This is a genomic window from Ruminococcus sp. HUN007 (genome assembly GCF_000712055.1).
Lineage (GTDB): Bacteria > Bacillota > Clostridia > Oscillospirales > Ruminococcaceae > HUN007.
In genome coordinates, this window is the sequence record NZ_JOOA01000002.1 from 1,695,179 (window position 1) to 1,708,164 (window position 12,986).

A 12,986-nucleotide genomic window follows, 5' to 3' on the forward strand; every position below is an offset into this window, starting at 1 on the left:
AGGTCTTTTAACTTTCACTGGTTTTGTTTTTATCTGACTGAACTTCATCTGAAATCGGTTCAGTTTTTTTGTTTCTGAGTGTCCTGTTTATAAATACAGGCATTTTTCGCGAGTACATTATCTTCTGTTCACCATAAAGACCGGTATCACCCGATACAAGATATGAAATACCGCATATCAGTGCGAAATAAGGAATTGCATCTACTCCGAAAAGTTCAATACTCATAAGCAGCGACGCCACCGGACAGTTCGTTGCTCCGCAGAAAAGTGCTATAAGACCGAGTCCCGCTCCGAACGAATAGTTTATTCCGAAAAATTCCGAAGCAAAACTTCCGAAAGTCGCTCCTACATAAAAGGCCGGTACGATTTCGCCGCCCTTGAAGCCGCATCCCAGAGTGACCGCAGTAAACAGCAGCTTCAGTATCCAGTAATAAAAAGCCATTCTGACTGAAAAGCTCTCCGTGATTATTTCGCCGCCTGCACCGTTAAAACGCTGGTCACCTACCGCAAGTGTAAGTGCAATTATGACAGCCGATCCGGTAAGAACACGTATATACGGATTCGGAATATATCCCTGCATAATATGCTTTATGCGGTGGATAATAAAACAGAAAAATCTGCTGGCAAGCGCACAGGCTACTGCAAACGGTATTATCTTAAGGATCGTAATTTCATGGAGTTCCGGAACCATTCTTATACTGAACGAAGTCGGAACAACGCCGAGTCCGACTGAGATCTCATACGCTGTTATTGCAGATATTACGCACGGTATTATCGCACTGTAGTGCATAATACCAACACTGATCACTTCTATTGAAAAGATAGCTGCTGTGACCGGTGTACCAAAAAGAGCAGAGAAACAGGCGCTCATACCGCACATGACAAACATCTTGCTCTGCTTTTTATCCTGCTTTATAAACCTGCTGCCGGATGCCGCAAGACTTCCGCCGATCTGGAGAGCCGCTCCTTCTCGTCCGGCTGAACCGCCAAGAAAGTGAGTGATGACCGTACTTACAAAAATAAGCACTGCCCGCCGGAAAGGAAGTTCCTCATTCTCACGGACCGCAAGAATAACTGCATTTGTTCCCTTGTCCTTTTCGAGACCCGCGGCTTTGTAAAGCCAGACTATCAAAAGTCCTCCAACAGGCAAAAGGAAAATAATACCGTTATACTCATTTCTTATCCCTGTCAGTGAAGCAATTGCATAATGGAATCCAACACCCACGAGTCCGACAACTGCACCCGTCACTGAGCCGGCGATAAGCCAGAAGACAAGCGTGCCGAGCGATGACCATGTGTCTTTAAAATAATTCTGAATTTTCCCTTTGTAATCGTACATTGATGTTCACCGCGCTCTCAGAGTCCGAGGATCGAAAATTCATCATATTCTTCAAATGTTTCCTTCACCCATTCATCCAGTTCGGCAACAGCCTCGTTCACGGTCTCATCGTATTGTGCTGCATGTTCTTTTACATTTTCCCACTGCTCACGCTTTACTGTGGTAGTGCCGTATTCATCAAGATCAGGTATTTCGGCAAAGAAAAAATCTTCAAGTCCGCTGTCATACCAGTCATCATCATGTATAAGAAGCGAGTCATCCTTCCAGAATGTTTCGTCAAATTCACCTTTCTGAAACTCATAGTAGCACGTACCTTTTCTGTCATCAGGTCTGCAAAAATACTTCATTGAAACCGTCCTCCGCAACACATTATTAATTGACTTGAAATGCATAATATAGTATAATTATAATCATGATATAAACCTCGGGTAACAGTGATCAGACTGAATTCCCGCCGCACCGGATCTCAGAATATGACATCAAAGTGCTTCACGCCGGTATCCTGCGCTGATTTTACAGCATCCGGATCTTACGGTGCAAATAAAATTATACTTCATAAGAATTCTTTTGTCAACGACATCAGGCGTTTCGACAAACATTATAATTATATACGAAAGGCAGATATTAAAAATGATAAGACATATCGTAATGTTCTCACTTCTCGACGAAGCAGAAGGAAAAACAAAGGCTGAAAACCTTACCGAAGCAGTAAAGCGAGCTGAAGCTTTAAGAACAAAAGTACCTTCACTCCGTAAATACAGCGTAGTAACAAATTCACCTGAAGCAGATGCCACCAACTATGACATCGCCCTTGTCTGCGACTTTGATGACATGGAAGGACTTTCAGAATACCAGAACCATCCGGACCACAAGGAATTCGGAAAATTTATCTGTGCAGTAAGAAAAAACCGTGCCTGCATCGACTTTGAAATTTGACATATTTAGCTGTTTTTGATATAATAAATCTGTGATTATTACTACTTGATAAAGTATGATCTGCTACCAGATCAGCACAGGAAACCAGAACTATCACCACGTTTAAATCCCATATGATCTGCGTTTCCGCCAGGCTATGCAATAATAAAATTTATCCAATACTATAACAAGAGGTGACAACAATTGGCTATCAATTTCTCCGGCACCAGATATGACCGCTCCCCGAAGCAGGATAAACCATCTGCTCCGCAGACAAATGCACCTGCTGCTGCAGCCACAGGTACTGCATCAGACACTTTCAACAGATATATCGGGTACGACAACGAAAAAGATTTCACAGAACTTCTCATATCTTTCTATGTCGGAACAAAAACAAACGGTCTTTTCTTCGATAAGCCAATAGCAAATCCGGCAAACCCGGAAGTAAACAAAATCAGTTCTTTAATAACTATACCAGATGAACCTGACAAAGAAACAATAAAAGGTTTCCTCGAAAAACTCAGAGCATCTTCCGTTCTTGATATCACCCGTTTCGGCACAGTAAAAACAACTGACGATGCTGCGGCAAAAATGATGGAGGTTCTTAAAGAAGTAAAAAATGATTCGCCTTCACCGTCTGCACAGAAAAATGCAATGGTGAAATTCTTCTGCTGGTTAGTCCGCTACAACACATATCCGGTAAAAAGCATTCTCTACATCGGCAGCATCACCAGACATGAAGTTTACTGGCTCTGGTACGTAAGCAAATTAGGATGCAAGGTTAATTACGTAAACTATACAGACGAAAATTCTTACCGTGAATGCGATACCGAAAGCGAGTACTCAGTCCTTCACGAAGGTTCTCTGAAAGCACCGCTTTCCCTTAATCTCGGTAAGGTAAACGTCGAACAGTATGCTGACAAGCAGCATGCAAATGAAAAAATAAACGCCATAGTGAACGCGTCTGATCCGCTGATGATAAAATATCTGCAGACAGACTGGGAATTCATTTTCAAGGAAATGCTCACAACACTGGAACTGCGTCAGGCAAAGCTTCTGTGTACCGATACAACAATACCGGTTTACTTTACTGCATGTATCGGTCTTAATGAAGAAACCACCTACAACAATTCACTGTACACCGCAAAAGAAGAAATGGCATCAAGCGGAAGACAGTTTACTCTTCTTACTGAACTCAGGAAGCCGGGATACAGTGATGCTGAAAAATACTATACCATACAGAAAACCAACGACTCTGCAATGGTCGCAAAGTTTGCTGAAAAATTTAAAATTAATGATAACCTCGGCAGAACTGTCCTTGCACAGAAAGCCTTTATCGATGCAGTAAACAGCATACAGACAAACAATCTGTTCAACACCTGCGTTATGCTTTCATGCTGGTTTGATCAGATCACATCTCAGTTTGACTTCTTCAGGAATGATATCCCGGCAGTAATGTACTACGGAAAAATAACACTTCCTGAACTGCATTTTCTCAACGTGCTTGCAAGATCAGGTATGGATGTTTTCTACTTCAATCCTGACAAGTCAATATTAAAGCTTGTAACTTCAGCAGGTTTTGCTGATCTTACAGTTCTTGAAGGAAAAGACTCAAGAAGCGATATGCCGTTTCCTGACAGAATGATCAAAACCAAGCTTGCAACAATGGCCTACGATGCTGAAAAATCACTTGACACTATCCTGTACAACGACAACACGATGTTCCGTACACATCAGTTCAGCTTCTCACGTAACCAGACTCTTACCACTACCTTCGAGGAACTCGGGCTCATGTGGCATCAGCAGGCAATGTACCGAACAGGATTCGACAGCAGAACTGAATATGTCATTGTTCCTAACCTTTTCGCAAAGGTCAGCGGAATTCCGAAGGGTGACGTACAGGAATACTACAAAGACATAGCCTTCAAGCTGGCTCCTATGTCAGTTTACTTTAATAAGGTACCGTTTTTCAAACCTTCTTCAGGTGTAAGACGTGACCAGGCACAGAAAATCAGCAACGGCAGAAAAATCGACATAGAAGCCCTCAAAAATTCGCCGCTGAACAAATACAACTATCTTACAGACAACATACAGTATCTTATTTTCAGCAAGATGCAGGAAGTAATCGACAGCGGATTTATCACTGTTCCCGATACAGATATCGTACCTCTCGTGCTGACTGTCGGTCTGAATATCCCGAACAATCTGCTGCAGATAATCCAGAAATTCGATTTCACAAAGGATATACCGAAGATAGTTATCGTATCAGCAGGGCAGAAAACATTTGAAGCTCCTGAATGTATACTTCTTGTTCTTTTCAACCTCATCGGATTTGACATAATCGTATACACACCGACAGGTTACAAGAATCTCGAATCATTTATACGTCCGGAAGCGTTCCAGGAATTTATCCACGGCGAATTCAAATATGATTTCAGACCTCAGAATCTTGCTATACCGAAAGAAATACCGCAGGAAAAGACATCATTCTTCGGAAGAATATTCAAGGGTAAGAAATGATCCGGCACATTCGGCGTAACATGATCATTTTCAACAGTCGCTCTGTAAACTGATTCCTGATCTATTCAGTAAGCAGGGCACCAGGCAAACCAATTACAGTAAACTAATTAAGTTTACTGTAACATATACAAAGCTGTACTCACCAGCCGGATACAGCTTCTCACTATTCACGGCTGAGAAACGGAGATATAAAAAAATGGCATTAAATTTTAAACCAAGTGCAGAAGCAGCAAAGGACGCTGCAACAGAGATCATACCAACAGCTGAAGCAACTCCGGTACCTGAAGTCGTACCTGAAGTTGAACAGGAATTCAACATCACAGTAGCTAAGACTGAACTCCAGGAGAAAATCATTAATTCAGATGAGATTGACAGACTCACAGCTCAGATCGATGTAAGCAATCCTAATTCAATAGTAAAATTCGGCGGTCCTGTAGCTGAAGAAATATCAAAGGCATCTGACCAGGTGCTCAATTCAATGGATATCAACCAGATAAACGACTCAGGCAAGCTTCTCCAGAACCTTGCAGAAGTTATGAATCAGTTTGACAGCAAGGAACTTGCAATGGAAGAAAAGGGCCTGAAAAAGCTCTTTTCAAATGCTAAAAAGGAACTTGACAAGATCCTCGGCAAGTATCACACAATGGGCGAAGCAGTAGACAAGATCTACATTCAGCTCAAGGGATACGAAAAAGAGATCGGTGAAACCAACGTTAAGCTTGATAAAATGTTCGAAGCTAACCTTGCATACTACGAGGAACTCCTTAAGTATATCATGGCCGGTGAACAGGGCGTAAAGGAACTTGACGCATATATCGAGGAATACCAGGCAAAGGTAAATGCAAATCCTGAAGACGGTACTATCCGTATGGATCTTAACAACCTCATACAGACACGTGATATCCTTGACCAGAGAGTTATGGACCTCAAGGTAGCTGAAAACGTTGCTCTTCAGACTATTCCTATGCTCAAGACAATGGAATATTCAAACCTCAACCTCATCAGAAAGATCAACTCTGCATTCATTATCACAATGCCTGTATTCAAGCAGTCACTCGCACAGGCTATCATGCTCAAGAGACAGCGTGTACAGGCTGAAGCTATGAGCGCTCTTGATGAGAAAACAAACGAACTCCTTATCAAGAACGCTGAAAACACAGTTGCTCAGTCCAAGATGACAGCACAGCTTGCTTCAGGCAGCTCAATTCAGGTAGAAACACTCGAAAAGACATGGAATACTATCGTAAGAGGTATCGACGAAACAAAGCAGATCCAGGAACAGGCAAGAATCAAGCGTCAGGAAGATGCAAAGAAGCTCGAAGCGCTTAAGGATGACTTCAAGAATAAAATGCACGGTGCTATCTGATCACCTGTAAAAATTATTAATAAGCAATAATAAAAGCATATCGTACATATTTTCAAAGTACGATATGCTTTTTTGTTTCTGTTATTAATCTCCGGTATACTGTTCTTAACTGATACCCGTAAAGTTCCTATGAGCGTCTTAACTTTTTCATATTCACCCGATAGCGCCAGTAAAAGTATAAAAACAAAAGATAACCGATAATCGCTCCGACAGTATTATTGAAAAGATCATCAAACTCAAAGAGTCCGCGTCCGGTAAAGTACTGAACCAGTTCTATGATCAGGGAAAAAAGCAGGCCGGACAATAAAATTTTCATAAAAGAACGAATCTTCGGATTCAGAAGAGGAATCAGGATACCAAACGGTACCGTCATAAGAATATTACATACTATCTGACCGTAATAGAAATCATTCTTTTCTACGAAAAGCAGCCTGTAGGAACGAAAAAGTTCCGTGTCAATGCGCCTTTCCTCCGGCTCTCTGCTGAAAATAGTTATGTGAAGAACTATAAGCAGATAGATCAGAAAAGCAGAAGCAGTATATATTCTGAAATGACGTCTGTTCTTCTGATACTGTTCCTCTGACATCAGCGAGCCTCCGGGAAAATATCATTGATAACTGCTGCAACACCGTCTGAATTGTTGTCAGGAGCTATTCTGTCGGCAACTTCCTTGATTTTGTCGCACCCATTACTCATAGCCACACCGATTCCGGCGTAGTCTACCATAGATACATCATTGAAACCGTCTCCGAAGGCGATAGTGTCCTCTCTCTTTATATCTGTCTTCTTTATAAGCTCAGCTATTGCAGCGGCCTTGTCAAGGCCCTCAGGCACGACTTCGATGAAGAACGGCTCGGAACGGAATACATTTGCGCCGGCACCTATCTTCTCCTTTATCTCGGCTTCAATTTTACCGAGATACTCACCGTCTCCCAGAATGAGGCACTTTACAGGCGGCTCTTCAATGGCTTCATAAACGTTTTTTTACCTTTTCAACGTCCATCTTATTTATTCTTGCTTCTATAAGAAGATACGGATTGTCGTCTGTTTCAGAAAGAATAACATCGCCCTTGTAAGTGATCATTTCAAGGCCGTATTCCTTCGCTGTTTCGTAAGCGCGCTTTACCGTATCCATTGAAAGAGTATTTGCAAAAACAACTTCCTTTGTCTGATAGTTAATAATATTGCATCCGTTGAAAGGCATGATAAAACCGCCGAACTTATCAAGTTCCAGTTCATCGGCAAACGGAACAACTCCCTTTGACGGTCTGCCGGAAGCGATAGCTACTTTAACGCCTTCCTTCTGTATTCTCATCAAGGCCGCTTTTGTGGCATGAGTGATCTTCTTTTCTGAGTTTACAAGTGTTCCGTCAATATCAAGAAATACGATCTTTCTGTTATCCATAGTTTATCAATCCTTAAATCCAAACAATTATAATGAACGGCGGTGTTTTTTATGTTCACTTTAAGAACCAGAGGTGTCTGTTTCTTCCGTTCTGCATACTACATTCTAAATTAAGCAAACAAAAAAGCTTTATGAATTACTCATAAAGCTTTGAATGGGCCAGCAGGGACTCGAACCCGGGACCTACCGGTTATGAGCCGGTTGCTCTAACCAACTGAGCTATTGGCCCTTTTGTTTTGTTTAAAAAACAAATGACCCGTACGAGATTCGAACTCGTGATGCCGCCGTGAGAGGGCGGAGTCTTAACCACTTGACCAACGGGCCGGTAATTTTCTCTGTAAAAATAAAAAAATGCACCATCGGGGGCTCGAACCCAGGACCCACTGATTAAGAGTCAGTTGCTCTACCAACTGAGCTAATGGTGCATATAAGTGCCGGCGTCTATCTATCTTCCCGGGTCGTCGCCAACCGAGTATTTTCGACGTAAAAGAGCTTAACTTCTGTGTTCGGAATGGGAACAGGTGGGACCTCTTTGCCATTAACACCGACTATCTTTAAACTGAATATTCCGATTTCTTTCTACGATTTCTCTACAGACTCTCCTGATACTCTAGGAAAAGCCCTCGACCGATTAGTACTCACTCGCTTAACACCTCACGATGCTTACACGTTAAGCCTATCAACCTCTTAGTCTTTGAGGGGTCTTACTCTTTCGATGGGATATCTTATCTTAAGGCCGGCTTCACGCTTAGATGCCTTCAGCGTTTATCCGATCCGCACTTAGCTGCCCAGCTGTGCCACTGGCGTGACAACTGGTGCACCAGAGGTGCGTCCATCCCGGTCCTCTCGTACTAGGGACAGCTCCTTTCAAATATCCTTCGCCCACGACAGATAGGGACCGAACTGTCTCACGACGTTCTGAACCCAGCTCGCGTACCGCTTTAATTGGCGAACAGCCAAACCCTTGGGACCGAATTCAGCCCCAGGATGCGATGAGCCGACATCGAGGTGCCAAACCTCCCCGTCGATGTGGACTCTTGGGGGAGATCAGCCTGTTATCCCCAGGGTAGCTTTTATCCGTTGAGCGACGGCATTTCCACTCACATACCGCCGGATCACTAACTCCAACTTTCGTTCCTGCTCGACCCGTCAGTCTCGCAGTCAGGCTGGCTTTTGCGTTTACACTCTCTGGTATGGTTTCCATCCATACTGAGCCAACCTTTGAGCGCCTCCGTTACCTTTTAGGAGGCGACCGCCCCAGTCAAACTGCCCACCTAACATTGTCCCCTGACCAGATTCATGGTCACAGGTTAGAATTCCAGCACTTCAAGAGTGGTATCCCAACAGCGACTCCACACAAACTGACGTCCGTGTTTCCCAGTCTCCCACCTATCCTGTACATGAAATACCGAAATCCAATATTAAGCTACAGTGAAGCTCCATGGGGTCTTTCCGTCTAGTCGCAGGTAACCGGCATCTTCACCGGTACTACAATTTCGCCGGGTAGGTTGTTGAGACAGTGCCCAAATCGTTACACCATTCGTGCGGGTCAGAACTTACCTGACAAGGAATTTCGCTACCTTAGGACCGTTATAGTTACGGCCGCCGTTTACCGGGGCTTCAATTCAGAGCTCTCACTCCTCCTCTTAACCTTCCGGCACCGGGCAGGTGTCACCCCATATACGTCATCTTTCGATTTAGCATAGAGCTGTGTTTTTGCTAAACAGTCGCTTGGGCCTATTCTCTGCGACTCATTTCTGAGTACCCCTTCTCCCGAAGTTACGGGGTCAACTTGCCGAGTTCCTTAACAACCTTTCTCCCGTTGGCCTTAGAATTCTCTTCCTGTCTACCTGTGTCGGTTTGCGGTACGGGCTCCTTGTATATACACATGACTTTTCTCGCCTCTCTCCACTAATACTTCCCGCTATTGCAGTCCCTTACGACCGGGGCAACCAGCGCCCGGCTATTCGCTTCAAAAGTGTCCTCATGCTTAAATACTTCGGAGGCTACGGAATTTCCACCGTATGTGCATCGGCTACGCGTTTCCGCCTCACCTTAGCTCCCGGCTTACTAGGAGCGGACGAACCTTCCTCCTAAAACCTTAGACTTTCGGCCATTATGATTCTCACATAATTCTCGCTACTCATTCCGGCATTCTCACTCGTATCTCGTCCACCATCGCTTCCGCTATGACTTCACCCTCGATACGACGCTCCTCTACCACTGATACTTGCGTATCAATCCCAAGCTTCGGTACAGATTTTAGCCCCGTTGAATTTTCGGCGCAGGGTCACTCGACCAGTGAGCTATTACGCACTCTTTTAATGAGTGGCTGCTTCTAAGCCAACATCCTGGTTGTCTGGGCAACCCCACATCCTTTTCCACTTAAACCTGTTTGGGGACCTTAGCTGTGGGTCTGGGCTCTTTCCCTTTTGACCGTGAGACTTATCTCACACGGTCTGACTGCTGTGATCTTATTATCCGGCATTCTTAGTTTGATAGGGTTCAGTAATCTCTCGACCCCTAGCCCATTCAGTGCTTTACCTCCGGTAATCATTCACAACGCTAGCCCTAAAGCTATTTCGAGGAGAACCAGCTATATCCGAGTTCGATTGGAATTTCTCCGCTAGCCACACCTCATCCGCCACCTTTTCAACGGGGGTCGGTTCGGCCCTCCATGGAGCTTTACCTCCACTTCAGCCTGGACATGGCTAGGTCACTCGGTTTCGGGTCTATCTCACTCAACTTAACGCCCTGTTAAGACTCGCTCTCGCTTCGGCTCCGTACCTTAAGTACTTAACCTTGCTGAGTAAGATAACTCGCCGGACCATTCTACAATAGGTACCATATCACACCTTGACGTGCTCTATGTGCTTGTAAGCATATGGTTTCAGGTTCTTTTTCACTCCCCTCCCGGGGTTCTTTTCACCTTTCCTTCACAGTACTCTTCGCTATCGGTCATTGGGTAGTATTCAGGCTTGGAGGGTGGTCCCCCCGGCTTCCCACCGGATTTCACGTGTCCGGCGGTACTCTGGATCCTGCTCGCTTTCTCGTCTTTTCGCTTACATGACTGTCACATTCTCTGGTGTGCCTTCCCATGCACTTCAGCTAAAACTTAAAATGCTAAATGCAGTCCACAACCCCAAAGGCATTGCTGTCTCTGGTTTGGCCTCTTTCGCTTTCGCTCGCCACTACTCACAAAATCTCGTTTGATTTCTCTTCCTCCCCCTACTTAGATGTTTCAGTTCAGGGGGTTCCCCTCATACAGCTATTGATTCACTGTATGATGCATGACTGTTAATCATGCGGATTGCTCCATTCGGAAATCTGCGCATCAATGCTTGCTTACAGCTCCGCGCAGCTTATCGCAGCTGACCACGTCCTTCATCGGCTCCCAATGCCAAGGCATTCTCCATACGCTCTTATTAGCTTTACCTTTTGTATCAGTTCGAAATTATGTCTGTAGAATTTGTTACCTGACTATTAAAAAAACTTGTTTTTTAAATTGTCGTTCTTCTTCTCGTAGTTTTAATATCTTAATATTCAGTTTTCAAGATGCTATGTAAGGAATACTTTTTAAGTATCCTCAAAATTGAACAATGTCTTACCCATGAACTAACCTTAGGAATTTTGTTCTTCTTCATGAAGAACGGTTCTCCTTAGAAAGGAGGTGATCCAGCCGCACCTTCCGATACGGCTACCTTGTTACGACTTCACCCCAGTCATCAATCCCACCTTCGACAGCGTCCTCCTTGCGGTTGGACTACTGGCTTCGGGTGTTACCGACTCCCATGGTGTGACGGGCGGTGTGTACAAGGCCCGGGAACGTATTCACCGCAGCATGCTGATCTGCGATTACTAGCAATTCCGACTTCATGCAGGCGGGTTGCAGCCTGCAATCCGAACTGAGACAATTTTTCGGGTTTTGCTTTACATCGCTGTATTGCTTCCCTCTGTTCGATTGCCATTGTAGTACGTGTGTAGCCCAGGTCATAAGGGGCATGATGATTTGACGTCATCCCCACCTTCCTCCGTTTTGTCAACGGCAGTCCCATTAGAGTGCTCTTGCGTAGCAACTAATGGTAAGGGTTGCGCTCGTTGCGGGACTTAACCCAACATCTCACGACACGAGCTGACGACAACCATGCACCACCTGTCTTTGTGTCCGAAGACGATCATATCTCTATGATCTTCACTCGATGTCAAGACCTGGTAAGGTTCTTCGCGTTGCTTCGAATTAAACCACATACTCCACTGCTTGTGCGGGCCCCCGTCAATTCCTTTGAGTTTCAGCCTTGCGGCCGTACTCCCCAGGTGGATTACTTATTGTGTTAACTGCGGCACGGAAGGGGTCAGTCCCCCCACACCTAGTAATCATCGTTTACAGCGTGGACTACCAGGGTATCTAATCCTGTTTGCTCCCCACGCTTTCGAGCCTCAGCGTCAGTTAAAGCCCAGTAAGCCGCCTTCGCCACTGATGTTCCTCCTAATATCTACGCATTTCACCGCTACACTAGGAATTCCGCTTACCTCTACTTCACTCAAGAACCACAGTTTCAAATGCAGTCTGCCAGTTGAGCCGGCATATTTCACATCTGACTTGCAGTCCCGCCTACACTCCCTTTACACCCAGTAATTCCGGATAACGCTTGCTCCCTACGTATTACCGCGGCTGCTGGCACGTAGTTAGCCGGAGCTTCCTTCTCGGGTACCGTCATTTTCGTCCCCGATGACAGAGGTTTACAATCCGAAAACCTTCTTCCCTCACGCGGCATCGCTGCATCAGGCTTGCGCCCATTGTGCAATATTCCCCACTGCTGCCTCCCGTAGGAGTCTGGGCCGTGTCTCAGTCCCAATGTGGCCGTTCAACCTCTCAGTCCGGCTACTGATCGTTGCCTTGGTGGGCCGTTACCTCACCAACCAGCTAATCAGACGCGAGCCCATCTTTCAGCGATAAATCTTTGATATCAATACGATGCCGTATCAATATGTTATGAGGTATTACCATCCGTTTCCAGAAGCTATCCCTCTCTGAAAGGCAGGTTGCTCACGTGTTACTCACCCGTCCGCCACTAAGTTTAAAAGAGCAAGCTCTCTTAAACTCCGTTCGACTTGCATGTGTTAGGCGTGCCGCCAGCGTTCATCCTGAGCCAGGATCAAACTCTTTATAAAAGTTCTATAATAACCTTTCGGTTTATTATCTTTCCTGTACTCTGTTCAGAATACTTAGCTGCAGATTTTTTCGTCTTCTGCTTGACTTCTTAAATAATTCAAGAGAATTAAATCTCAAAGAATCTTCAAGGGTATTGTTTAGTGCATTGTTCAATTTTCAAGATACTTATTATTCTGTCTTTCGGAGTGTTCCCTCGTCCGACAGCTTTATTATTATACCACGTAATCAAGCCTCTGTCAACAGTTTTTTTCGATTTTTTTCGCTTTGT

At 44.7% G+C, this 12,986-nt stretch carries 8 protein-coding genes, 3 tRNA genes and 3 rRNA genes; 3 read left to right on the forward strand and 11 right to left on the reverse strand.

The window, feature by feature from the left end:
• Positions 1-7: 7 nt before the first annotated feature.
• Together CC97_RS11475 and CC97_RS11480 are read right to left on the reverse strand one after the other, a co-directional pair.
• Positions 8-1,339, reverse strand: coding sequence for a chloride channel protein (locus CC97_RS11475; RefSeq protein ID WP_081850099.1), 1,332 nt, complete (start codon positions 1,337-1,339; stop codon positions 8-10).
• A 17-nt stretch (positions 1,340-1,356) separates the two neighbouring features.
• Entirely contained in the window at positions 1,357-1,686 is a 330-nt protein-coding gene (locus CC97_RS11480) for a hypothetical protein (RefSeq protein ID WP_044975084.1), read from the reverse strand.
• 283 nt (positions 1,687-1,969) lie between these two features.
• Here CC97_RS11480 and CC97_RS11485 point away from each other — a divergent pair, with 283 nt between their 5' ends.
• The 3 genes from CC97_RS11485 (at position 1,970) to CC97_RS11495 (ending at position 6,140) form a co-directional block, all read left to right on the forward strand.
• Entirely contained in the window at positions 1,970-2,275 is a 306-nt protein-coding gene (locus CC97_RS11485; RefSeq protein ID WP_044975085.1) for a Dabb family protein, read from the forward strand.
• Between the two features lie 183 nt (positions 2,276-2,458).
• Positions 2,459-4,774: a YceG family protein gene (locus tag CC97_RS11490; RefSeq protein ID WP_044975086.1), complete on the forward strand. Its 2,316-nt coding sequence runs from the start codon at positions 2,459-2,461 to the stop codon at positions 4,772-4,774.
• A 196-nt stretch (positions 4,775-4,970) separates the two neighbouring features.
• Positions 4,971-6,140, forward strand: coding sequence for a toxic anion resistance protein (locus CC97_RS11495; RefSeq protein WP_044975087.1), 1,170 nt, complete (start codon positions 4,971-4,973; stop codon positions 6,138-6,140).
• Positions 6,141-6,267: 127 nt separating this feature from the next.
• Here the strand turns inward: CC97_RS11495 and CC97_RS11500 are convergent, their stop codons facing one another.
• The 9 genes from CC97_RS11500 to CC97_RS11535 all read right to left on the reverse strand — a co-directional run bounded on the left by CC97_RS11500 (position 6,268) and on the right by CC97_RS11535 (position 12,717).
• Positions 6,268-6,726 (reverse strand): VanZ family protein, encoded by a 459-nt coding sequence (locus tag CC97_RS11500; RefSeq protein ID WP_049962861.1) that lies wholly within the window; start codon positions 6,724-6,726, stop codon positions 6,268-6,270.
• A complete protein-coding gene (locus tag CC97_RS21350) occupies positions 6,726-7,106 on the reverse strand; it encodes an HAD-IIB family hydrolase (protein ID WP_081850100.1) in 381 nt (126 codons plus the stop codon). Before CC97_RS21350 ends, CC97_RS11500 begins: the two co-directional genes overlap by 1 nt.
• 4 nt (positions 7,107-7,110) lie before the next feature.
• Entirely contained in the window at positions 7,111-7,545 is a 435-nt protein-coding gene (locus CC97_RS21355) for an HAD hydrolase family protein (RefSeq protein ID WP_049962863.1), read from the reverse strand.
• Between the two features lie 155 nt (positions 7,546-7,700).
• Positions 7,701-7,774: transfer RNA gene (locus CC97_RS11510), tRNA-Met, on the reverse strand.
• A gap of 23 nt (positions 7,775-7,797) precedes the next feature.
• A tRNA-Glu gene (locus CC97_RS11515) sits at positions 7,798-7,869 on the reverse strand.
• 28 nt (positions 7,870-7,897) lie between these two features.
• A tRNA-Lys gene (locus CC97_RS11520) sits at positions 7,898-7,970 on the reverse strand.
• A gap of 7 nt (positions 7,971-7,977) precedes the next feature.
• Positions 7,978-8,094: ribosomal RNA gene (gene rrf / locus CC97_RS11525) — 5S ribosomal RNA — on the reverse strand.
• 62 nt (positions 8,095-8,156) lie between these two features.
• Positions 8,157-10,981 (reverse strand): 23S ribosomal RNA (locus CC97_RS11530).
• Positions 10,982-11,208: 227 nt separating this feature from the next.
• Positions 11,209-12,717: ribosomal RNA gene (locus CC97_RS11535) — 16S ribosomal RNA — on the reverse strand.
• Together the 16S, 23S and 5S rRNA genes with 3 tRNA genes alongside form the textbook arrangement of a ribosomal RNA operon.
• Between the last annotated feature and the right edge of the window lie 269 nt (positions 12,718-12,986).